This window comes from Streptomyces sp. 840.1 (assembly GCF_003751445.1).
Classification (GTDB): Bacteria; Actinomycetota; Actinomycetes; order Streptomycetales; family Streptomycetaceae; genus Streptomyces.
Window position 1 is genome coordinate 4950001 of record NZ_RJUU01000001.1, and the last position, 22943, is coordinate 4972943.

14 protein-coding genes, 1 tRNA gene, 2 rRNA genes and 1 pseudogene (1 of these 18 running past the window's edge) are annotated in these 22943 nt (G+C 68.6%); 15 read left to right on the plus strand and 3 right to left on the minus strand.

What is annotated here, in order from left to right; genetic code table 11:
- The 4 genes from EDD93_RS22635 to EDD93_RS22650 form a co-directional block, all read left to right on the plus strand.
- A 23S ribosomal RNA gene (locus EDD93_RS22635) occupies positions 1-1510 on the plus strand; it begins 1616 nt to the left of the window's first position.
- A 79-nt stretch (positions 1511-1589) separates the two neighbouring features.
- A 5S ribosomal RNA gene (rrf, locus tag EDD93_RS22640) occupies positions 1590-1706 on the plus strand.
- A 208-nt stretch (positions 1707-1914) separates the two neighbouring features.
- Positions 1915-1987, plus strand: a tRNA-Thr gene (locus EDD93_RS22645).
- Positions 1988-2116: 129 nt separating this feature from the next.
- The gene (locus EDD93_RS22650) at positions 2117-2998 is read left to right on the plus strand and encodes an alpha/beta fold hydrolase (protein WP_123526889.1); all 882 of its coding nucleotides are present in this window, start codon (positions 2117-2119) and stop codon (positions 2996-2998) included.
- Between the two features lie 45 nt (positions 2999-3043).
- Here the strand turns inward: EDD93_RS22650 and EDD93_RS22655 are convergent, their stop codons facing one another.
- Positions 3044-5689: a SpoIIE family protein phosphatase gene (locus tag EDD93_RS22655; protein WP_123526890.1), complete on the minus strand. Its 2646-nt coding sequence runs from the start codon at positions 5687-5689 to the stop codon at positions 3044-3046.
- A 412-nt stretch (positions 5690-6101) separates the two neighbouring features.
- On the opposite strand from EDD93_RS22655, the gene EDD93_RS22660 reads away from it, so the two are divergent.
- The 11 genes and pseudogenes from EDD93_RS22660 to EDD93_RS22710 all read left to right on the plus strand — a co-directional run bounded on the left by EDD93_RS22660 (position 6102) and on the right by EDD93_RS22710 (position 21290).
- Complete coding sequence (locus tag EDD93_RS22660) at positions 6102-11576, plus strand: HAMP domain-containing protein (protein ID WP_123526891.1); 5475 nt, start codon at positions 6102-6104, stop codon at positions 11574-11576.
- A gap of 245 nt (positions 11577-11821) precedes the next feature.
- Positions 11822-12499 (plus strand): two-component system response regulator, encoded by a 678-nt coding sequence (locus EDD93_RS22665; protein WP_123526892.1) that lies wholly within the window; start codon positions 11822-11824, stop codon positions 12497-12499.
- 158 nt (positions 12500-12657) lie between these two features.
- Positions 12658-15494, plus strand: a pseudogene (locus tag EDD93_RS22670) (DNA translocase FtsK).
- A 220-nt stretch (positions 15495-15714) separates the two neighbouring features.
- On the plus strand, positions 15715-16515 hold the full coding sequence (locus tag EDD93_RS22675) for a helix-turn-helix domain-containing protein (RefSeq protein ID WP_123526894.1): 801 nt from the start codon (positions 15715-15717) through the stop codon (positions 16513-16515).
- 133 nt (positions 16516-16648) lie between these two features.
- Positions 16649-18127, plus strand: coding sequence for a 30S ribosomal protein S12 methylthiotransferase RimO (gene rimO / locus EDD93_RS22680; RefSeq protein ID WP_123526895.1), 1479 nt, complete (start codon positions 16649-16651; stop codon positions 18125-18127).
- The gene (gene pgsA / locus EDD93_RS22685) at positions 18124-18876 is read left to right on the plus strand and encodes a CDP-diacylglycerol--glycerol-3-phosphate 3-phosphatidyltransferase (RefSeq protein WP_123526896.1); all 753 of its coding nucleotides are present in this window, start codon (positions 18124-18126) and stop codon (positions 18874-18876) included. Before rimO ends, pgsA begins: the two co-directional genes overlap by 4 nt.
- Positions 18873-19382 (plus strand): CinA family protein, encoded by a 510-nt coding sequence (locus EDD93_RS22690; RefSeq protein WP_123526897.1) that lies wholly within the window; start codon positions 18873-18875, stop codon positions 19380-19382. Before pgsA ends, EDD93_RS22690 begins: the two co-directional genes overlap by 4 nt.
- Positions 19383-19491: 109 nt before the next feature.
- Positions 19492-19875 carry a helix-turn-helix domain-containing protein gene (locus EDD93_RS22695; RefSeq protein ID WP_024492760.1) on the plus strand — a complete coding sequence of 128 codons (384 nt, stop codon included), beginning with the start codon at positions 19492-19494 and terminating at the stop codon, positions 19873-19875.
- A gap of 209 nt (positions 19876-20084) precedes the next feature.
- Positions 20085-20555 carry a Dps family protein gene (locus EDD93_RS22700; protein WP_123526898.1) on the plus strand — a complete coding sequence of 157 codons (471 nt, stop codon included), beginning with the start codon at positions 20085-20087 and terminating at the stop codon, positions 20553-20555.
- Positions 20556-20603: 48 nt separating this feature from the next.
- Positions 20604-20798, plus strand: a complete 195-nt coding sequence (locus EDD93_RS22705) for a CsbD family protein (protein WP_123526899.1) — start codon at positions 20604-20606, stop codon at positions 20796-20798.
- A 192-nt stretch (positions 20799-20990) separates the two neighbouring features.
- Positions 20991-21290 carry a hypothetical protein gene (locus EDD93_RS22710; RefSeq protein WP_123526900.1) on the plus strand — a complete coding sequence of 100 codons (300 nt, stop codon included), beginning with the start codon at positions 20991-20993 and terminating at the stop codon, positions 21288-21290.
- Here the strand turns inward: EDD93_RS22710 and EDD93_RS22715 are convergent.
- Both EDD93_RS22715 and EDD93_RS22720 read right to left on the minus strand, forming a co-directional pair.
- Positions 21238-22002 carry an SDR family NAD(P)-dependent oxidoreductase gene (locus EDD93_RS22715; protein WP_123526901.1) on the minus strand — a complete coding sequence of 255 codons (765 nt, stop codon included), beginning with the start codon at positions 22000-22002 and terminating at the stop codon, positions 21238-21240. The two genes, EDD93_RS22710 and EDD93_RS22715, sit on opposite strands and share 53 nt — an antisense overlap.
- Before the next feature lie 36 nt (positions 22003-22038).
- Entirely contained in the window at positions 22039-22866 is an 828-nt protein-coding gene (locus tag EDD93_RS22720) for a DNA-formamidopyrimidine glycosylase family protein (protein WP_123526902.1), read from the minus strand.
- Positions 22867-22943 lie beyond the last annotated feature (77 nt).

Sequence of the window (22943 nt, forward strand, 5' to 3'; positions counted from 1 at the left end):
CCAGACTTGTATTAGGTAAGCGATGGGGTGACGCAGGAAGGTAGTCCAACCCGGGCGGTGGTAGTTCCCGGGGTAAGGGTGTAGGCCGTGTGGTAGGTAAATCCGTCACACATTAAGGCTGAGACCTGATGCCGAGCCGATTGTGGTGAAGTGGATGATCCTATGCTGTCGAGAAAAGCCTCTAGCGAGTTTCATGGCGGCCCGTACCCTAAACCGACTCAGGTGGTCAGGTAGAGAATACCGAGGCGTTCGGGTGAACTATGGTTAAGGAACTCGGCAAAATGCCCCCGTAACTTCGGGAGAAGGGGGGCCATCACTGGTGATCGGATTTACTCCGTGAGCTGGGGGTGGCCGCAGAGACCAGCGAGAAGCGACTGTTTACTAAAAACACAGGTCCGTGCGAAGCCGTAAGGCGATGTATACGGACTGACGCCTGCCCGGTGCTGGAACGTTAAGGGGACCGGTTAGCTGACTTTCGGGTCGGCGAAGCTGAGAACTTAAGCGCCAGTAAACGGCGGTGGTAACTATAACCATCCTAAGGTAGCGAAATTCCTTGTCGGGTAAGTTCCGACCTGCACGAATGGCGTAACGACTTCTCGACTGTCTCAACCATAGGCCCGGTGAAATTGCACTACGAGTAAAGATGCTCGTTTCGCGCAGCAGGACGGAAAGACCCCGGGACCTTTACTATAGTTTGATATTGGTGTTCGGTTCGGCTTGTGTAGGATAGGTGGGAGACTTTGAAGCGGCCACGCCAGTGGTTGTGGAGTCGTCGTTGAAATACCACTCTGGTCGTGCTGGATGTCTAACCTGGGTCCGTGATCCGGATCAGGGACAGTGTCTGATGGGTAGTTTAACTGGGGCGGTTGCCTCCTAAAGAGTAACGGAGGCGCCCAAAGGTTCCCTCAGCCTGGTTGGCAATCAGGTGTTGAGTGTAAGTGCACAAGGGAGCTTGACTGTGAGACCGACGGGTCGAGCAGGGACGAAAGTCGGGACTAGTGATCCGGCAGTGGCTTGTGGAAGCGCTGTCGCTCAACGGATAAAAGGTACCCCGGGGATAACAGGCTGATCTTCCCCAAGAGTCCATATCGACGGGATGGTTTGGCACCTCGATGTCGGCTCGTCGCATCCTGGGGCTGGAGTCGGTCCCAAGGGTTGGGCTGTTCGCCCATTAAAGCGGTACGCGAGCTGGGTTTAGAACGTCGTGAGACAGTTCGGTCCCTATCCGCTGTGCGCGTAGGAATATTGAGAAGGGCTGTCCCTAGTACGAGAGGACCGGGACGGACGAACCTCTGGTGTGCCAGTTGTCCTGCCAAGGGCATGGCTGGTTGGCTACGTTCGGAAAGGATAACCGCTGAAAGCATCTAAGCGGGAAGCCTGCTTCGAGATGAGTATTCCCACCCTCTTGAAGGGTTAAGGCTCCCAGTAGACGACTGGGTTGATAGGCCAGATGTGGAAGCCCGGTAACGGGTGGAGCTGACTGGTACTAATAGGCCGAGGGCTTGTCCTCAGTTGCTCGCGTCCACTGTGTTAGTTCTGAAATAACGAACGGCCGTGTTTTGTTCCGGTGTTGGTTAATTTCATAGTGTTTCGGTGGTCATTGCGTTAGGGAAACGCCCGGTTACATTCCGAACCCGGAAGCTAAGCCTTTCAGCGCCGATGGTACTGCAGGGGGGACCCTGTGGGAGAGTAGGACGCCGCCGAACTCCTTTTAAAATGGTTAAGCCCCGTGCCCTTGTGGCACGGGGCTTTTCTGCGTTCCCGACAGCTTTCGTGCACCCCCGTGCACCCGCCGGCCACGGCCTGTCCGGGCCCGGACAGGCCTGCGGCGAGGGCCGGGTGATGGCGTGTCAGACGGTTTTGCGCACCCTCCGATTCAGGGTATGCTTTAGCTCGTTGCCGCAGGGCAGCAAGGCCCCAATAGCTCAGTCGGTAGAGCGTCTCCATGGTAAGGAGAAGGTCTGCGGTTCGATTCCGCATTGGGGCTCGTACAGACGAAAGGCCCCCACCACACGGTGGGGGCCTTTCGCGTATGAGGAGCTTTACGGGCCGGCCAGGCCAGGCAAGGCGCGGAATTCTGAGTGCGCGCCGCAGCCGGGCATGACAGGCTCCACGCATGTCGCTCATTGACGTGTCTTCCGAGGTCTCCATCGCGTACGAGAGCTTCGGAGACCCCGAAGACCCTCCGGTTCTGCTTGTGATGGGTTTCGGGGCGCAGATGCTCGCCTGGCACGAGGACTTCTGCCGGGCGCTCGCAGACCGGGGCCGCTACGTGATCCGGTACGACAACCGCGACTGCGGGCTGTCCACCAAGTTCGACGATCACCCCGTGGACATGGGCGCGTTCATCGCAGCCGTCACCTCGGGCGACATTCCCGCCGCCCTGGCGATGGTTCCCTACCGGCTGCGCGACATGGCCGACGACGGTCTCGGTCTGCTCACTGCGCTCGGCATCGAACGCGCCCACGTGGTCGGGGCCTCGATGGGCGGGATGATCGCGCAGACAATGGCCCTCGCCTGCCCGGAGCGGGTGCTCTCCCTGACGTCGATGATGTCCTCGACCGGCGAGAGCGAATACGGGAGTGCCGGCCCGGAGGCCCAGGCGGTGCTGTTCAGCCCGAAGCCCGCAGACCGTGAGCGATATGTCGCGGCGGCGGCGAAGGAGCTCGTGTGGGCCTCCAAGCGGTACGGCGATGCCGTGGCGCTGCGGGAGCTGGCGGCCGCCAGCTACGACCGCTCCTACTACCCCGCCGGGATCGGGCGACAGCTCGGCGCGATGGTCCTCAGCGGTTCACGCGCGGACGCGCTCCGCGAACTGCGTACGCCGACGCTGGTGATCCACGGACTGGACGACACCCTGATCGACCCCAGCGGCGGGAGGCGCACCGCCGAGCTGGTACCCGGCGCCGAACTGCTGATGATCCCCGACATGGGCCACGACCGCCCCCGCGAGCTCTGGCCCCTCCTCATCGACGCCCTGGTGGCGCACACCGGCTGACCAGGCCGTTACCGGCACGCGCGGCCCCGGCGTGCCGTACCGGTCCTACCGGTCCGCAGAACCGCCCGGCAGGGCCTGACCCGCCTGAGGCTCCGGGACGCGCATCGCGAGGATGGCCATGTCGTCCGAGGCCGGGTCCGCGGCGAACCGCTCGACCGCCCGCAGGATGCGAGCCGCCACCGCACCGGCCGTCAGGCCCGTACAAGTGGCCAGTACGTCCGCCAGACCGTCGTCGCCGAGCATCCGCGTGCCCTCACGCCGTTCGGTGACACCGTCCGTCACGCACAGCAGGACGTCGCCCGGATCGAGAGTCACCGTCTGCTCGTACAGCTCCAGGTCCTCGATGACGCCCAGCAGCGGCTGCGGCTCGGCCGCCGCCTCGACCGACCCGTCCTGGCGCAGCCGCAACGGCAGTGGGTGGCCCGCGCAGACCACCTTCAGCAGCGCGCTGCCGTCCTCCTGGGGCCACAGCTCCCCGTACAGCAGGGTCAGGAAGCGGCTGCGGGCTCCCTCGTCGAGGATGGCGGCGTTCAGCCGCTCCAGGACGGCGGGGCCGCCGAAGCCCTCACGGGCGAGCAGGCGCAGGGCGTGGCGGGCCAGGCCCGTCACCGCCGCGGCCTCGGGACCCGTGCCGCAGACGTCGCCGATGGCGAACCCGTAGGCGCCGTCCCGGATCGGGAAGACGTCGTAGAAGTCGCCGCCGACCTCGTTGCCCTCGCCGGCCGCCCGGTAGATGACCTCGATCTCGACATTGGGCACGTCCGGCAGGCCCGGTGGCAGCAGGCTGCGCTGCAGGGACTGGCTGATCGCCATGCGCTCCGAGTAGAGGCGGGCGTTGTCGAGCGCCAGGGCCGCCCGGCGGGACAGGTCCTCGGCCAGTTCCAGGATCTCCTGGCGGAAGTGGTCGTCGGACGGTTTGCCCAGCGTGAGCATGCCGATGACGCGGTTGCGGGCGACCAGCGGAAGGACCACCGTCTCCCCGCCCACCGCGGCCGCGGTCGCGAGCGTCGTACGGATGCCCGCGCCCAGGCTGCCCGCGTCACCGAGGCCGATGCTGCGCATGGAGGTGCGCAGGGCCGCCTGATGGGCCGCCTCGGACGGGGCCGACCAGGAACGGGCGCCGGGAGCCGGCACCGGATCGGGCGGGGCGATCTTGGAGAGCAGGGCCTTGAGCCCGTCGATGAGCTCCTCGTCCTCGTGCAGCACGTACGAGAGGTACGGGTCCGAGGACTGATCGGCGATCGTGTAGACGGCGCACCAGGTGGCCAGGGTGGGGACCGTCATCTGTGCCATCAGGGCCAGGGTCTGGTCGCGGTCGAGCGTGCCCGCCAGAAGGTCCGAAGCCTCGACGAGGAAGGAGAGGGAACCGCGCCGCAGCCGTTCCAGTTCGCCCAGGCGGGCCGATTCGACGGCCAGCGCGATCCGGTCTGCCGCGAACTGGAGGCGCAGGGCCTCCTCGTTCGAGTACCGGCCTGCGGCCTCCGCCGCGACGCCCAGGGAGCCCGTCAGACGGCCCTCGACCTTCAGCGGGACGGTGACGACGGAACGCATACCGGTGTTGCCGAGGAGCGGGACGGCGCCCGGGACGGCGTCGAGGTCCTCGTGGACGGCGGGCATGCGGGCCGAGCCGTACCGCCCGGTGCCCGCCTCCACGGGGACGCGGGCGAAGCGCTGGCGGGCGGAGGGCAGGCCGGTCGTGGCCCGTACCTCCAGCTCGGTCTCGTCGTCCGTGGCCAGCAGCAGGAACGCCGCGTCGGCGTCGAGCATGTCCCGGGCCCGCTCCACGGTGCGCTGGAGCAGGCCGTCCAGGTCGTCGGGGGCGGGGGAGCCGATGAAGACCTCGAAGGGGTCCGTCTTGCGGTTCTCCGTGCCGGAGTCGGTGACGGGCGTGCGCACCGGTGACTGGAGCACCGCCCGCTCGTAGTCGCGGACCAGCAGGCAGACCGTCGACGGCTCGCCCTGGGTGTCCCGTACGCGCAGGTGGGAGCCGTAGACCGGGATCGTGCGGCCGTCGGCGCCCCGGATGCCGTAACTGCCCTCCCAGCGGGACAGACGGAGCGCGTCGGCGATACCGGTGTTGGTTCCGGGGGTCTGAGGCCAGGCGGTGAGGTCGGTGAGCTGCTTGCCGACGACCTGGTCCGCCGCGTAACCGAACAGGTACGCGGCGTCGTCGTTCCACGCGGCGATGGCGCCGAGGCTGTCGATCTGGACGACGGCGACCCGGACACGTTCGTCGGTGACCGGGAGCAGTCCGACGGGGAGCAGCGGGCCCGCGGAACGGATGCCCACCGGGCGCTCGGGCAGGTCGAGCTGGAACCAGACGTGCTTGTGCGCGGGGGAGTACTCGACGCCCCAGCGCGAGGCGAGCGCGGCGCACAGCAGCAGTCCGCGGCCGCCTTCCCGGTCCGGGCTGCCGAAATCGGGGCCGGCCGACTGGAGCGGGATCTCCCGTTCCGGATAGTGGTCCGAGATCTCGACCCGGACGCCGTCCTCCGTACGAAGGCACAACACGTCTGCGGCGGTGCCCGCGTGGACCACCGCATTGGTGACCAGCTCGCTGGTGAGGACGACGGCATCGTCGACGACGTCCGTGTATCCCCACCCCTGGAGGGTGTCGCGGACAAAGGCGCGGGCGGTCGCGACAGAGCGCCCGACCGGGTCGAAGGTGGCAGCCGCGCGCGCCGTGATCACAGCACTCCCCATATGGTGTCTCGTCGCTTCCCCGAGTCCTGTGCCCGTTTTTAGTTGCTTCGATTCGCTTGCCAGGCTAGACGCTCCGTTCGCGTACCGGGTACACGAGGGCGGACTTCTGGCAGGCACGGACGGATACGGGCCCGTGACCGGACAAGTGTGGGCTTCCCAACAGAGTGATGTGGGACAACCATTGGACGTTCCACCCCGACCGGCTCCGGCCTGGTAGGTTTCAACGATTTGACGTCCGCATAGTCACCCGTCAACGGTGGGCTGTGGCGGTGAGCCATTGAGGATCTGGGCAAGCTCCCAGAGAAGCACCGAGCGATACGGTCAACCCTGCGGGAGGGACACGGTGGAGTCTGGCGTGGCGGCGCGGGGAACAGGCACGCGCACTAAAGGCGGACAGTCCGTGAAGAAGCAGCGCAATGGAACCATCGAAGTCGACGCGGCAGCGCTCAACAGACTGCTGGCCGGTCTGGTGGCCATGCGTGACGGGAATTTCCGCAGGCGCCTGACCGTCTCCGGCGACGGTGTGATGGCGGAGGTCGCCGCCGTCTTCAACGAGGTCGCCGACCGCAACGTCCATCTCACGGGTGAGCTCGCCCGGGTACGGCGGGTGGTCGGGCGTGAGGGCAAGCTCACCGAGCGGCTGGAGACCGGCGCCTGCGAAGGGGCCTGGGCCGCCGCGATCGACGCCTCCAACGAGCTGGTCGACGATCTCGCGCGACCGGTGTCGGAGGTCGGACGGGTGCTGTCGGCGGTGGCCGACGGTGACCTGGAGCAGCGGATGGAGCTCCGCTCGCACACCACCGACGAGACCGTACGGCCGCTGCGCGGCGAGTTCCTGAAAGTCGCCCGTACGGTCAACAATCTCGTCGACCAGCTGGCGGCGTTCACCGAGCAGGTGACGCGGGTCGCGGTCGAGGTGGGCACCGAGGGCAAGCTGGGCGGGCAGGCCCAGGTGCGCGGCATGTCCGGGTCCTGGAAGGACCTCACGGACTCCGTGAACACCATGGCCTACCGGCTGACCGCGCAGGTGCGGGACATCGCCCTGGTGACGACGGCGGTCGCCAAGGGCGACCTGTCCCGGAAGGTCACCGTTCATGTGGCCGGCGAGATGCTTCAGCTGAAGAACACCGTGAACACCATGGTCGACCAGCTGTCGTCGTTCTCCTCCGAGGTGACCCGCGTCGCCCGCGAGGTGGGCACCGAGGGTGAGCTGGGCGGGCAGGCGACCGTGCCGGGCGTGGCCGGTGTGTGGAAGGACCTGACCGACTCCGTCAACACGATGGCGGGCAACCTCACCTCCCAGGTACGCGGCATCGCGGAGGTGACGACGGCGGTCGCCAACGGCGACCTGTCGCAGAAGGTCCGGGTGAGCGCGCGCGGCGAGGTCGCCCAGCTCGCCGAGACCATCAACCAGATGACCGAGACGCTGCGCACCTTCGCCGACGAGGTCACGCGCGTGGCGAGCGAGGTCGGCGGCGGCGGTGTCCTCGGCGGCCAGGCGCAGGTGCCGGGTGCCGCCGGGACGTGGAAGGACCTCACCGACTCGGTGAACACCGTCTTCCGCAACCTGACGACCCAGGTGCGCGACATCGCGCAGGTGACCACGGCGGTGGCCAGCGGTGACATGACGCAGAAGGTCACGGTCGACGTGGCCGGCGAGATGCTCGAACTCAAGAACACCGTCAATACGATGGTCGACCAGCTCCAGTCATTCGGTTCCGAAGTGACCCGGGTGGCCCGGGAGGTCGGCGTCGAGGGCCGGCTGGGCGGCCAGGCGGAGGTGCCCGGTGCGGCCGGTACCTGGAAGGACCTCACGGACTCCGTGAACACGGCGTTCCGGAACCTGACGGGCCAGGTCCGGGACATCGCGCAGGTGACGACGGCGGTCGCCAACGGTGACCTGTCGCAGAAGGTCACCGTCGATGTCGCGGGCGAGATGCTCGAACTCAAGAACACCGTGAACACGATGGTGGCGCAGCTGTCGTCGTTCGCGGACCAGGTGACGCGGATGGCGCGGGACGTGGGCACCGAGGGGCGTCTCGGCGGCCAGGCGCGTGTCGACGGCGTCTCCGGTACGTGGAAGGAGCTCACCGACTCCGTCAACTTCATGGCGGGGAACCTGACCTCCCAGGTGCGCCAGATCGCCCAGGTGACCACCGCGGTCGCGCGGGGCGACCTGTCGCAGAAGATCGACGTGGACGCCCGCGGCGAGATCCTGGAGCTGAAGAACACCATCAACACGATGGTCGACCAGCTCTCCGCCTTCGCCGAGCAGGTGACCCGGGTGGCCCGCGAGGTGGGCACGGACGGGCGGCTGGGCGGTCAGGCGCAGGTGCCCGGCGTGGCCGGGGTGTGGCGGGACCTGACCGACTCGGTGAACGGCATGGCGGGGAACCTCACCGCTCAGGTCCGTAACATCGCGCAGGTCGCCACGGCCGTGGCGCGCGGTGACCTGTCGCAGAAGATCGACGTGGACGCCCGCGGCGAGATCCTGGAACTGAAGAACACCCTCAACACGATGGTCGACCAGCTCTCGAACTTCGCGGAGCAGGTGACCAGGGTGGCCCGCGAGGTGGGCACGGAGGGCATCCTCGGCGGTCAGGCCGAGGTGCAGGGCGTGTCCGGTACGTGGAAGGACCTCACGCAGTCCGTCAACGGCATGGCGAACAACCTGACCCTCCAGGTCCGCAACATCGCCGAGGTCACGACCGCGGTCGCCAAGGGTGATCTCTCCAAGAAGATCACCGTCGACGCCAAGGGCGAGATCCTCGAACTGGTCACGACCGTCAACACGATGGTCGACCAGCTGATGAACTTCGGTGACGAGGTGACGCGGGTCGCCCGTGAGGTGGGTACCGAGGGCATCCTCGGCGGCCAGGCCCGGGTGCGCGGGGCCACGGGCATCTGGAAGGACCTCAGCGAGAACGTCAACCTGATGGCCAACAACCTGACCAGCCAGGTGCGCAACATCTCCCGGGTCTCCTCCGCCGTCGCCAACGGCGACCTGACGAAGAAGGTCACCGTCGAGGCGCGCGGTGAGGTGGCCGAACTGGCGGACACCGTCAACACGATGGTGACGACCCTGTCCTCGTTCGCGGACGAGGTGACGCGCGTCGCCCGCGAGGTGGGTACCGAGGGCGAACTGGGCGGCCAGGCACGCGTCCCCGGAGTCGCCGGTACCTGGAAGGACCTCACCGAGTCCGTGAACTCGATGGCGTCCAACCTGACCGGTCAGGTGCGCCAGATCGCCACCGTCACCACGGCCATCGCCAAGGGCGATCTCACCAAGAAGATCGACATCGATGCCCGCGGTGAGATCCAGGAGCTGAAGAACACCATCAACACGATGGTCGACCAGCTGTCCTCGTTCGCGGAGCAGGTCACCCGGGTGGCCCGCGAGGTGGGTACCGAGGGGCAGCTGGGCGGCCAGGCACGGGTCCGGGGCGTCGACGGCACCTGGCGCGACCTCACCGAGTCGGTGAACGAGATGGCAGGCAACCTGACCCGTCAGGTGCGCGCCATCGCGGCCGTCGCCACCGCGGTGACCCGAGGTGACCTCAACCTGAAGATCGACGTGGACGCCGCCGGCGAGATCCAGGCGCTGCAGGGCAACATCAACACGATGATCGCCAACCTGCGTGACACCACGGCGACCAACAAGGAGCAGGACTGGCTCAAGGGCAACCTCGCCCGGATCTCCGGCCTCATGCAGGGGCGCCGCGATCTCGACGATGTGGCCTCTCTGATCATGAGCGAGCTGACCCCGGTCGTCTCCGCGCAGCACGGTGCGTTCTTCCTGGCCATGGCCACCGGGGACACCGACGCGCTGGGTGCCGAGGGCGACAAGGAGGGCGCGTACGTGCTCCGGATGCGGGGCAGCTACGGCTACTCCGCGGGCTCCATGCCGACGTCCTTCCGGCCCGGTGAGACGCTCATCGGCACGGCCGCCGAGGAGAAGCGGACGATCCAGGTGGACAACGTCCCGCCGGGCTACCTGAAGATCTCCTCCGGCCTCGGTGAGGCGCCGCCCGCGCATGTGATCGTGCTGCCGGTGCTCTTCGAGGGGAAGGTGCTCGGCGTGATCGAGCTGGCCTCGTTCCAGCCGTTCACCCATATCCAGCGGGACTTCCTCAACCAGCTCGCCGAGATGATCGCCACGAGCGTCAACACCATCAGTGTCAACACGACGACCGAGAAGCTGCTGGAGCAGTCGCAGGAACTGACCGAGCAATTGCGCGACCGCTCCCAGGAGTTGGAGAACCGGCAGAAGGCCCTCCAGGCGTCCAACGCGGAACTGGAGGAGAAGGCCGAGCTGCTCGCCCAGCAGAACCGCGACATCGAGGTCAAGAACACCGAGATCGAGGAGGCCCGGCAGGTCCTGGAGGAGCGCGCCGAGCAGCTCGCGGTGTCGATGCGCTACAAGTCGGAGTTCCTGGCCAACATGTCGCACGAGCTGCGTACGCCGCTCAACTCGCTGCTCATTCTGGCCAAATTGCTGGCGGACAACGCCGAGGGCAACCTGTCACCGAAGCAGGTGGAATTCGCCGAGACGATCCACGGCGCGGGATCCGATCTGCTGCAGCTGATCAACGACATCCTCGATCTGTCGAAGGTCGAGGCGGGCAAGATGGACGTCAGCCCGACCCGGATCGCGCTGGTTCAGCTGGTCGATTACGTGGAGGCGACATTCCGGCCGCTCACCGCGGAAAAGGGCCTCGATTTCTCCGTCCGGGTGTCGCCGGAACTGCCGGCGACGCTGCACACCGACGAACAGCGGCTGCTGCAGGTGCTGCGCAACCTCCTGTCCAACGCGGTGAAGTTCACCGACAGCGGTGCCGTCGAGCTGGTGATCCGGCACGCGGGGGCGGAGGTGCCGAACGCCATCCGCGAACAGCTGCTGGAGGCCGGTTCGCTGCGTGACGCCGACGCCGATCTGATCGCTTTCTCGGTGACCGACACCGGAATCGGGATCGCGTCCAGCAAGATGCTGGTGATCTTCGAGGCGTTCAAGCAGGCGGACGGCACGACCAGCCGCAAGTACGGCGGTACGGGCCTCGGCCTCTCCATCAGCCGTGAGATCGCCCGCCTGCTGGGCGGCGAGATCCACGCGGCGAGCGAGCCCGGCCGGGGCTCGACGTTCACGCTGTACCTGCCGCTGAACCCGAGCGAACTCCCGCCGCAGGGATACCCGCAGATCGGCCCCGGGCCCATCGAGATGCACGGTGCCCCGGTCGAGGGCGGGCGGCTGCCCGAGGCCGGTCAGGGGCTCGGAGAGAGCTTCCAGGACTTCGGACGGGAAATGGGCCGCCAGGGGGGCGGCCACGATCAGAGCGGCGCGGCAGGGCTGTTCAGGCGCCGCCGCAAGGCGCTGGGCGGCTCCGGGCAGCAGCCCGCGCTGCCGGCGGCCCCCGCGGCCTCCCAGGCTGCCCAGAGCGCTCCGCAGGAGCCCTGGACACCTGCGGTCCAGGAGGAGCCCGAGGCCCGCAGGACGTTCCGGTTCAGCGGCGAGAAGGTGCTGATCGTCGACGACGACATCCGGAACGTCTTCGCGCTCACCAGCGTGCTGGAGCAGCACGGGCTGGCGGTTCTGTACGCGGAGAACGGGCGCGAGGGGATCGAAGTCCTCGAACAGCACGACGATGTGACGGTCGTGCTGATGGACATCATGATGCCGGAGATGGACGGCTACGCGACGACATCCGCCATCCGCAGGATGCCGCAGTTCGCGGGGCTGCCGATCGTCGCGCTGACGGCCAAGGCGATGAAGGGCGACCGGGAGAAGGCGATCGAGTCCGGGGCCTCCGACTACGTCACCAAGCCGGTCGACTCTGATCATCTTCTTTCCGTCATGGAGGGATGGATGCGCGGAGAGTGATCGCCGATTGAGCGAATCAATGATGATTTGTTGATCGAGTCTGTCCGAAGTGGTGTGGGAGCGCGGTTTCCGGGGAACCTTTTGGTCTCTCGCCGCGTTTCTGGTATGTGCACAGTGACATCGCGGTGACAGGGTGTGGTGACGGGCGGGGTGCGGCTACCATGACCGGCACAAGGACGGACGGCGTAAGGGAGTCGTCCCCTGGGGCGGCGCCCGGTGCAATTCCGGGGCGAGGAGGACGGGCCATGGTGCCGAAGGCCAAGATCCTCCTGGTCGATGACCGGCCGGAGAATCTGCTGGCGCTGGAGGCCATCCTCTCTGCGCTCGATCAGACACTGGTGCGGGCATCGTCAGGGGAGGAAGCGCTCAAAGCGCTGCTCACGGACGACTTTGCGGTCATTCTGCTGGATGTGCAGATGCCGGGCATGGACGGTTTCGAGACCGCCGCGCACATCAAGCGGCGGGAACGGACCCGGGACATCCCGATCATCTTCCTCACCGCGATCAATCACGGTCCGCATCACACCTTCCGGGGTTATGCGGCCGGCGCGGTGGACTACATCTCGAAGCCGTTCGACCCGTGGGTGCTGCGTGCGAAGGTCTCGGTCTTCGTCGAGCTGTACATGAAGAACTGCCAGCTCCGGGAGCAGGCGGCGCTGCTGCGGCTCCAGCTCGAAGGCGGCGTGCCCGCCGGCGCCAACCACGAGAAGGAGCCCGCCGGCCTGCTGGCCGAACTCTCCGCACGGCTCGCGGCCGTCGAGGAGCAGGCCGAGGCCCTGTCCAAGCAGCTCGACGACGAGTCGGCGGACGCCGGAGCGGTGGCCACCGCCGCCCATCTCGAACGGAAGCTGACCGGGCTGCGCCGGGCGCTGGACGCCCTGGAGCCCGGCACCAACGGCGGACCGGCACCGCTTCCCTCGTAACGCGTCGGGCCCCTGCCCGTACCGCCCTTTCCCGTTCGGTGTCTTCATGCCGCGACGGCGGCAACTGGCCGTCGGGGCGTGGCGGTCGGCCGTCCGGATGCGGTGCGGTGCGGATGAGGGCGCGTCAGTTCGCGGCCTCCGCAGGGCGACACGGTCGGGTGAACGGGCACGCGCACGTGTTCACCGCCGCGGAGCCCGGTAACCTCGGCCCATGGCCTCACGTACGTCCGGCAAGGGTTCCCAGGGCACGGCGGGCACCGCGAAGCGCGTCGGCGGTGGCCCGGGACCGGCGAAGAAAGCCGCGCCCGCGAAGAAGGCCGCCGTCAGGAAGAGCCCGCCCGCGAAGAAGGCTCCGGTCAAGAAGGCGGTCGCCAAGAAGGCGGCCGCGCCCAAACCGGCGCCCTCACCCACCGGCGGTGTCTACCGCCTGGTGCGCGCCGTGTGGCTCGGTGCGGCACACGCCATCGGCGCGATGTTCCGCGGCATAGGGCGTGGCGCCAAGGGGCTCGACCCCGCGCACCGCAAGGACGGTGTCGCACTGCTGCTGCTCGGCCTCGCGCTGATCGTCGCAGCGGGCACCTGGTCGAACCTGCGCGGTCCCGTCGGCGACCTCGTCGAGATGCTCGTCACCGGGGCCTTCGGCCGGCTCGACCTGCTCGTACCGATACTGCTGGGCGCCATCGCCGTACGGCTGATCCTCTATCCCGAGAAGCCCGAGGCCAACGGCCGGATCGTCATCGGGCTGTCCGCACTGGTCATCGGGATCCTGGGGCAGGTCCACATCGCCTGCGGATCACCCGGGCGCGAGGACGGCACCGAGGCCATGCAGGACGCGGGCGGGCTGATCGGCTGGGCCGCGTCCAAACCGCTGATCTTCACCATGGGCGAGGTGCTCGCCGTCCCGCTGCTCCTGCTGCTCACCGTCTTCGGGCTGCTCGTCGTCACGGCGACCCCGGTGAACGCCATCCCGCAGCGGCTGCGGCAGCTCGGTGTCCGGCTGGGCGTCGTCGACCCCGTGTACGACCCCGGCGCGCAGGACGAGAGCGACGACGACCGGTACGACGAGCAGTGGCGCGAGGCGCTGCCCGCCGGCTCCCGGCGCTCGCCCCGGCGTTCCGCCGCGTCCGAGCCGTCCGAGGTGTACGACACCGACCAGGTCGAGGCCGAAGCCCTCGCCAAGCGCCGCGGCCGGCCGCGCCGGCCCTCCGCGCAGCCCGCGATGAACCGCACCATGGACGCGGTGGACGTCGCCGCCGCCGCTGCCGCCGCGCTGGACGGCGCCGTGCTCAACGGCATGCCGCCCTCGCCCGTCGTCGCGGACCTCACCCAGGGCGTCTCCGTGGACCGTGAGCGCACGGGCACGCCGGTGCCGGGGGCCAGGGAGGCCGAGCCGGCCCGGAGGCCGGGGGAGAGGGCGTCCTCGCCCTCCGGTGGCGTCCCCGACCTCACCAAGCCGGTGCCCGAGCGGTCGGAGTCGCAGCCGCTGCCGGCCCGCGCCGAGCAGCTCCAGCTCTCCGGCGACATCACGTACTCACTGCCCTCGCTCGACCTGCTGGAGCGAGGCGGCCCAGGCAAGACCCGCAGCGCCGCCAACGACGCGATCGTCGCGTCACTGACCAACGTCTTCACCGAGTTCAAGGTCGACGCGGCCGTCACCGGCTTCACCCGCGGGCCCACGGTGACGCGGTACGAGGTGGAGCTCGGCCCGGCCGTGAAGGTCGAGCGGATCACGGCGCTCGCCAAGAACATCGCGTACGCCGTCGCCAGTCCGGACGTCCGGATCATCTCCCCGATCCCGGGGAAGTCCGCGGTCGGCATCGAGATCCCCAACAGCGACCGCGAGATGGTCAACCTCGGTGATGTGCTGCGCCTCGCGGACGCCGCCGAGGACGACCACCCCATGCTGGTCGCACTCGGCAAGAACGTCGAGGGCGGCTACGAGATGGCCAACCTGGCGAAGATGCCGCACGTCCTGGTGGCCGGTGCGACCGGGTCCGGGAAGTCCTCCTGCATCAACTGCCTGATCACCTCCGTGATGATAAGGGCGACCCCGGAGGACGTCCGGATGGTGCTGGTCGACCCCAAGCGCGTCGAGCTGACCGCGTACGAGGGCATTCCGCACCTGATCACGCCGATCATCACCAACCCCAAGAAGGCCGCCGAGGCGCTCCAGTGGGTCGTGCGCGAGATGGACCTGCGCTACGACGACCTCGCCGCGTTCGGGTACCGGCACATCGACGACTTCAACCACGCCGTGCGCACCGGGAAGCTCAAGACTCCGGAGGGCAGCGAACGGGAGCTGTCGCCGTACCCCTACCTGCTCGTGATCGTCGACGAGCTGGCCGACCTGATGATGGTGGCTCCGCGTGACGTCGAGGACTCGATCGTCCGCATCACCCAGCTGGCCCGCGCCGCAGGTATCCATCTGGTCCTCGCCACCCAGCGCCCCTCGGTGGATGTCGTCACCGGTCTGATCAAAGCGAACGTGCCCTCCCGGCTCGCCTTCGCGACCTCCTCGCTCGCGGACAGCCGGGTCATCCTCGACCAGCCCGGAGCCGAGAAGCTCATCGGAAAGGGTGACGGGCTGTTCCTCCCGATGGGTGCGAACAAGCCGACCCGTATGCAGGGCGCCTTCGTCACCGAGGACGAGGTCTCCGCGGTGGTCCAGCACTGCAAGGACCAGATGGCCCCGGTGTTCCGCGAGGACGTGGTGGTCGGCACCAAGCAGAAGAAGGAGATCGACGAGGACATCGGCGACGACCTGGATCTGCTCTGCCAGGCCGTCGAGCTGGTCGTCTCGACCCAGTTCGGATCCACCTCGATGCTCCAGCGCAAGCTGCGGGTGGGGTTCGCCAAGGCAGGCCGGCTGATGGACCTCATGGAGTCGCGGAACATCGTCGGCCCCAGCGAGGGATCCAAGGCGCGCGACGTCATGGTGAAGCCGGACGAGCTCGACGGAGTGTTGGCGCTGGTTCGCGGGGAAACCGGTTCGTGAGGGTTTTGGTTCGTGAGGGTTTTGCGGGCAACCGTTTCGCCGGGTCGTACGTCAAGTTGAAGGGAGGGACAGCAGGATGTCCTTCCGGGGGGCTGTCCGGCGAATCAGGCTCTGTTCGAATCTGATGGCGTACAAAGTGCTCCCTCCCGGTTGCCCCACCCTTTCTCACCCCCCCTAGACTGAACATCCAGCAGGTGGCTCACGCTCGAAAGGCGCCCCCGTGTCCATCGGCAACTCCCCCGAAGACGACCGGCCTTCGATCGGTCGAGTGCTCCAGCAGGCTCGTATCGCCGCAGGTCTCACGGTCGAAGAGGTCAGCACGTCCACCCGGGTGCGCATCCCCATCGTGCACGCGATCGAGGACGACGACTTCTCCCGCTGCGGCGGTGACGTGTATGCGCGCGGCCACATCCGTACGCTGGCACGTGCCGTCGCCATCGATCCGGAACCGCTGGTCTCGCAGTACGACGGCGAGCACGGCGGCCGTCCCTCGCCCACGCCGGCGGCTCCGCTGTTCGAGGCCGAGCGGATCCGTTCCGAACCCCGCCGGCCCAACTGGACCGCGGCCATGGTCGCGGCGATCGTCGCCGTGGTCGGGTTCGTCGGCTTCACGTTCTTCAAGGGCGGCGACGACTCCCCGACGGCCGGCCAGGTCGCCGAGGGCCCGACGTCGGCCAAGACCAGCCCCAAACCGGCGAGCAGCAAGCCCGCCGACCCCAAGCCGGCCCCGTCCGACAGCGCCATCGCCGCGGCGCCGCAGGACAAGGTGACGGTCAGGCTCAGCGCCAGTCAGGGCAAGAGCTGGATCTCCGCCAAGGACCACAACGGCCGGCTGCTCTTCGACGGGCTGCTCCAGCAGGGCCAGTCGAAGACGTTCCAGGACAAGGAGCGGGTCGACCTCGTCCTCGGTGACGCCGGGTCGGTCGAGCTCTTCGTCAACGGCAAGAAGGTCGAGGACCAGTTCCAGCCCGGTCAGGTGGAGCGGCTCTCGTACACCAAGGGTGACCCCGAGGTCGGCTGACCTCGCTGCTCCACGGTGCACGCCCTGCGGCGAGCGCCCGGCCACCACGCCGGGCGCTCGCCGCTTTGTTACTCCCTGTAACCGTGGAACCTGCACGCGGGGGCCAGTGCCGGGACAAAGTAGTCTTGAGCCCATGCCCGAACGCCGTACCGTCGCCCTTGTCACTCTTGGCTGCGCCCGTAACGAGGTGGACTCGGAGGAGCTCGCAGGCCGCTTGGCAGCGGACGGCTGGGAGCTCGTCGAGGATGCCTCCGATGCCGATGTCGCCGTGGTCAACACCTGTGGATTCGTCGAGGCCGCCAAGAAGGACTCCGTCGATGCCCTGCTCGAAGCCAATGATCTGAAGGACCACGGCCGCACCCAGGCCGTCGTCGCCGTCGGCTGCATGGCCGAGCGCTACGGCAAGGACCTCGCCGAGGCCCTGCCGGAAGCGGACGGAGTCCTCGGATTCGATGACTACGCAGACATCTCGGACCGCCTCCAGACCATCCTCAACGGCGGCATCCACGCCTCGCACACCCCGCGCGACCGCCGCAAGCTGCTGCCGATCAGCCCGGCCGAGCGCCAGGACGCCACCGTGGCCCTGCCCGGCCACGCCCAGGAAGCCGTACCGGCCCCCGCCGACCTCCCGGAAGGCGTCGCCCCCGTCTCCGGCCCCAGGGCACCCCTGCGCCGCCGGCTGGGCACCAGCCCCGTCGCCTCCGTGAAGCTGGCCTCCGGCTGCGACCGCCGCTGCTCCTTCTGCGCCATCCCGTCCTTCCGCGGCTCCTTCATCTCGCGCCGCCCCTCGGACGTCCTGGGTGAGACCAGGTGGCTGGCCGAGCAGGGCGTCAAGGAGGTCATGCTCGTCTCCGAGAACAACACCTCCTACGGCAAGGACCTCGGCGACATCCGGCTGCTGGAGACGCTGCTCCCGGAGCTCGCCGACGTCGACGGGATCGAGCGCATCCGGGTCAGCTACCTGCAGCCCGCCGAGATGCGGCCCGGCCTCATCGACGTACTGACCTCGACGCCGAAGGTCGCGCCGTACTTCGACCTCTCCTTCCAGCACTCGGCCCCCGGCGTGCTGCGCGCGATGCGCAGGTTCGGTGACACGGACAGCTTCCTGGAGCTGCTGGACACCATCCGGAGCAAGGCGCCGCAGGCCGGTGCCCGCTCCAACTTCATCGTCGGCTTCCCCGGCGAGACCGAGGCGGACCTGGCGGAGCTGGAGCGGTTCCTCACCGGTGCGCGTCTCGACGCCATCGGCGTCTTCGGCTACTCCGACGAGGACGGCACCGAGGCGGTCGGATACGCCGACAAGCTGGACGCCGACACCATCGCGGAACGGCTGGCGCACATCTCGCAGCTGGCCGAGGAGCTGACCTCCCAGCGCGCCGAGGAGCGCGTCGGAGACACGCTCCAGGTGCTCGTCGAATCGGTCGAGGCGACCGAGGACGAGTCGCGCGCCGTGGGCCGCGCCGCCCACCAGGCTCCCGAAACGGACGGCCAGGTGCTCTTCACCGCACGCGAGGGACTCGTCCCGGGCCGTATGGTCGAGGCAAAGGCAGTGGGCACCGAGGGAGTCGACCTGGTGGCCGAATGCCGTGAGCTTGCGGAGGTGGCCAGATGACCGGAGCGCCGGCATCCGCGACAGGGGGCTCCGGCGCTACGCCGGTCCGCGGCGGGAAGCTGGGCACTGCGGCCGTCAACCAGGCCAGCCTGTGGAACATCGCCAACCTGCTCACCATGGCGAGGCTGGTGCTGGTCCCCGGCTTCGTCATGCTGCTGCTCCACAACGGCGGATACGACCCGGCGTGGCGCTCCTTCGCCTGGGCGGCCTTCGCCATCGCCATGATCACCGACCTGTTCGACGGGCATCTGGCGCGCACCTACAACCTGGTCACCGACTTCGGGAAGATCGCCGACCCGATCGCCGACAAGGCGATCATGGGCGCGGCGCTGATCTGCCTGTCGTACCTGGGCGATCTGCCCTGGTGGGTCACGGGCGTGATCCTCTTCCGCGAGCTCGGCATCACCGTGCTGCGGTTCTGGGTGATCCGGCACGGGGTGATCCCGGCCAGCCGCGGCGGGAAGATGAAGACGCTGTCGCAGGGCATCGCCGTCGGGATGTACGTCCTGGCGCTCACCGGACCGCTGGCGACGCTGCGGTTCTGGGTGATGGCGGTGGCCGTCGTGCTGACGGTCGTCACCGGTCTGGACTACGTGCGCCAGGCGATCGTGCTGCGCCGCCAGGGGCTCGCCGCGGAGCGGTCGGCTGCGGCGCAGGAAGCCGTCGAGGCGGCCGCGGAGGCGCCCGGGGGCGCGGACAGGGTCTCCGGAGCCCCCGGGGCCCGTGGAGCGGCGGAGGCCGAGCGGTGACAGCCGCGGCGCAGGTGCTGCGACTGCTCGTCGAGCGGGGGGAGACCCTGGCCGTGGCGGAGTCGCTGACCGGCGGCCTGGTGGCGGCCGAGTTGACGGCAGTACCCGGTGCCTCGCACTCCTTCCGCGGGTCCGTGACGGCCTATGCGACCCCCCTCAAGAGTGAAGTCCTGGGTGTGGATCCGGCCCTTCTCGCGTCGCGCGGCGCGGTGGACCCCGAGGTGGCCCGCCAGATGGCCGCGGGCGTGCGCCGGGTCCTCGGATCCGACTGGGGGCTGGCCACGACCGGAGTAGCCGGCCCCGAGCCGCAGGACGGCCGGCCGGTGGGAACGGTCTTCGTCGCAGCCTGCGGGCCTGACGGTGAGGCGAAAGTGGCCACACTGCGGTTGAACGGCGGACGAGCGGACATCCGTAATGAGAGTGTACGGAGCGTGCTCGATCTGCTCTCCGGCGAACTCCGCGGGTACGCGAGCGCACAGGATACGGAACAGATCGGGGGGAATTGATGTTTGCAGCCCTGAGTGAACACGACATCGCTCCCCGCACGGCCGCGGCGCTAGGCGGTACGGTGGGGCGTGAAGGATGCGGCTACGCGGTCCGAGGAGGGAGCCACCGATGATTCTGCTCCGTCGCCTGCTTGGTGACGTGCTGCGTCGGCAGCGCCAGCGCCAAGGCCGTACTCTGCGCGAAGTCTCCTCGTCCGCCCGAGTTTCGCTCGGCTATCTCTCCGAGGTGGAGCGGGGGCAGAAGGAGGCATCCTCCGAACTGCTCTCCGCCATTTGCGACGCGCTTGACGTACGGATGTCCGAGCTCATGCGTGAAGTGAGCGATGATCTGTCGCTGGCTGAACTGGCCGAGTCGGCAGCAGCCGGCGACCCGGTACCCGTACCGGTGCGCCCCAGGCTCAATTCCGTCTCCGTTTCTTCGGTGGCGGGTGTGCCGACGGGTCGGGTGACCATCAAGGCGCCTGCGGAAGCGGTGGATGTCGTCGCCGCCTGACCCGCTCGGTTCGGTCTGAATCCGGAGCCCCGGACTTCCCCTCAGGGGAGGTCCGGGGCTTCTGCGTGTGTTGTCCGCGTAATGGCGGGCAGGCGGTCTGTGTGAGACCGGGGAACGATCTCGATCGGAGACTCCCCGGATGACCGTTTTGCTTCGTTTGTGCCATCGTGGGTGGTGCTGAACGGAACGGATACAGATCGGAGACGTGCATGTCTGTGGTGAAGAGCCCGCTGTCCGAGGCCGACCTCAAGTCTGTCGGCGGTGCGCTCCAGGGTGCCCTGGTGGATCTCGTCGACCTCTCGCTGGTCGCGAAGCAGGTTCACTGGAACGTGGTGGGGCCACGCTTCAGGTCCGTGCACCTTCAGCTCGACGAGGTCGTCGACACCGCCCGCCAGCACTCCGACACGGTTGCCGAACGGGCCTCCGCGCTCGGCGTCAATCCGGACGGGCGGTCGGGGACGATCGCCAGGACCACGGCCATCGACTCCGTGCCCGAGGGCTGGGTCAAGGACGTGGACGCGGTACGGACGCTGGTCGACGCCCTCGGTGTGGTGATCGGCCGGATGCGGGAGCGGATCGAGGTGACCGGCGACCCGGATCCGGTCAGCCAGGACATCCTGATCGCGCTGACCGCTGATCTCGAGAAGCACGCGTGGATGTTCCAGGCCGAGAGCGCCTGATCCCGCCCCTGCCCCATCCGAGTTTTCCCTTTCATTCGAGGAGTCACCATGACTGACGGAAGCCAGAAGGACAAGATCACCGGCAAGGCCAAGGAGGCCATGGGCAAGATGACCGGTGACCGCCGCAAGGAGGCCGAGGGCAAGGCGGACCAGGCGAAGGGCAAGACCAAGGACGCCATGGGCGGCGCCAAGGAGCGCGCCGAGGGCGTCAAGGACTCCCTGGCCGACAACGACAAGAGCTGAGTCCCGGAAGCGGAGCCCCCACCGGAAGCGGTGGGGGCTCCGCTCTGGATGCGGCCCCGGCGGAGCCGGGTGAGACTTCGAGGGTGTGCGACTGCGCCGTGCGCGCCGGTACTGCACCGGTGCGCTCTCCCATTGGGTGATCAGACCGGACATATTGCCGGGAGGTACTGGGCTCGGCCGGAGGAGGCAGCCATGGTACGGCGATGGGTGCCGGCACTCGTTCTCGGCGGTGTGTGGTGGTGGGCCGTGCTGCGGCTGCTGCTGGAGCCGGCGCACGCCGGAGTGGTCGAGGGAGTGGTGGCGGCGGGTGGCTGGGGGCTGAGCCTGCTGCCGGTACACGTGGCCGCGACCGCCCGGCCGATCGGCATATTCGACGCGGGAACCGGCCTGCTGCGGCGGTGCGCCGCAGGGGTGCGGTCCTGGTGGGCCGGCGCGGTGACTACCAGGGCATGGCGACGCCGCCGTTCGGGCGGAGGATCTGACCCGTCATGAAGGCCGACGCGTCGGACGCCAGGTGCAGCACCGTGTGCGCCACGTCCATGGGCTCGCCGACCCGGCCCAGCGGCGAGATCCGCACCATGGTGGCCTCCGCCCGCTGCTGCTGCTCAGCGTCGTGGCGGGCGGTCATGGGAGTGCGGACCCAGCCCGGCGCGACGGCGTTGACCCGAATGGCGTGCGGCCCCAGTTCGGTGGCAAGGGTCTTGGTCAGCTGCACCACCGCCGCCTTGGCCGTGCTGTAGCAGAGCAGTCCGGGGTTCGCGGAGTCGACCGCACCCGAGGCCATGGTGATCAGTGACCCGGGGGCCCCGCGCGCGAGCATGGTGCGGGCCACTTCCTGGCAGGCGTACAGGACGCCCTTGAAGTTGACCGAGAGCACCCGGTCGAGGTCCTCGTCGGCAGTCTCCAGGACGCTGCTCGTGTGCATGATCCCGGCGACCGCGGCCAGGATGTCGAGATCTCCGGCGGCCGCGACGGCAGCCCGGACCTGATTACGGTCGGTGACATCCAGCGGGTGTGTGTGGGCTTCGCCCCCCGCCGCGCTGATGAGCCCCAGGGTCTCCCGCAGGCCCTTGGCGTCGAGATCCGCACAGTGGACGGCTGCGCCCGCCTCCGCGAGCAGGACGGCGCAGGCGCGGCCGATACCGCCCGCCGCGCCGGTGACGAACGCGGATCGGCCGGTGAGGTCGTACGCGGCAAGGGGCATGACCGGACCGTACGACCGGATCTGACGACCCGTCAACTAGGGGGTGGGGCCGGATTGGCAGCGTGGACACCAGTAGGCGGGGCGGGCGTCCTGCTCCGCCCTGCGGATGGGCGTTCCGCAGCGCAGGCAGGGGCGGTGGGTTCTGCCGTAGACCCAGAGGTTCTCGCCCGTGCGGCCGGTGCGGAACGGCTGCCCCGTGGTGGTGCGGGGGCGTGCGCCGGTGGTGGTGATCCGGACCGGGCGGTCGCGGTTGGCTTCGAGGAGCTGGTGGGCGGTGCTCACCAGGAGCGTGGCCGTGGCGGCGGGCAGATCGCCGATGGGGAGCCAGGGGGTGGCACGGGCCAGGAAGCACAGCTCGGCCTTGTAGATGTTGCCGATGCCGGCCAGGTTGCGCTGGTCCAGGAGCGCCTCGCCGAGCGGCCGGGCGGGGTCGGCCAGGAGATTGCGCAGCGCCGTGGCGGCGTCCCAGTCGGGGCCCAGGAGGTCGGGACCGAGATGGCCCACCGCCTTCTCCTCGTCGGCGGTGCGCAGGAGTTCCAGGACCGGGAGGCGGTAGCCGACGGCCGTGTGGGCGGTGTTGGCGAGGACGGCGCGGATCTGGTGTGCGGGGCCGCCGCGCCAGCGTTCGCCGGGGCCGTAGATCCGCCAGGCGCCGTCCATCCGCAGATGGCTGTGGAGGGTCAGGCCGCCCTCGAAACGGGTCAGCAGATGCTTGCCGCGCGAGAGGGCGCCGAGCACGGTCCGGCCGGTGAGGTCGGCGGTGGCGAACCGGGGGACGCGGAGGTCGGACGTGGTGAGGACCTGACCGGCGAGCGCCTGGTGCAGACGCCTGGCGGTCTGCAGGACGGTGTCTCCTTCGGGCATGCCTCCATGATGCGCGGGATTCGCGGCAGTGGGCGGGACACGAGGGTCCAGTGGTGTGCGCGGTGTGCGCGGTGGCT

Bases quoted from the DNA above. Each gene is read 5' to 3' on its own strand.
- rimO (WP_123526895.1), top strand. From the start codon at position 16,649: ATGCCCGAACGCCGTACCGTCGCCCTTGTCACTCTTGGCTGCGCCCGT.
- EDD93_RS22715 (WP_123526901.1), bottom strand. From the start codon at position 22,002: ATGCCCCTTGCCGCGTACGACCTCACCGGCCGATCCGCGTTCGTCACC.
- EDD93_RS22705 (WP_123526899.1), top strand. From the start codon at position 20,604: ATGACTGACGGAAGCCAGAAGGACAAGATCACCGGCAAGGCCAAGGAG.
- EDD93_RS22650 (WP_123526889.1), top strand. From the start codon at position 2,117: ATGTCGCTCATTGACGTGTCTTCCGAGGTCTCCATCGCGTACGAGAGC.
- EDD93_RS22700 (WP_123526898.1), top strand. From the start codon at position 20,085: ATGTCTGTGGTGAAGAGCCCGCTGTCCGAGGCCGACCTCAAGTCTGTC.
- EDD93_RS22710 (WP_123526900.1), top strand. From the start codon at position 20,991: ATGGTACGGCGATGGGTGCCGGCACTCGTTCTCGGCGGTGTGTGGTGG.
- pgsA (WP_123526896.1), top strand. From the start codon at position 18,124: ATGACCGGAGCGCCGGCATCCGCGACAGGGGGCTCCGGCGCTACGCCG.
- EDD93_RS22665 (WP_123526892.1), top strand. From the start codon at position 11,822: ATGGTGCCGAAGGCCAAGATCCTCCTGGTCGATGACCGGCCGGAGAAT.
- EDD93_RS22720 (WP_123526902.1), bottom strand. From the start codon at position 22,866: ATGCCCGAAGGAGACACCGTCCTGCAGACCGCCAGGCGTCTGCACCAG.
- EDD93_RS22695 (WP_024492760.1), top strand. From the start codon at position 19,492: ATGATTCTGCTCCGTCGCCTGCTTGGTGACGTGCTGCGTCGGCAGCGC.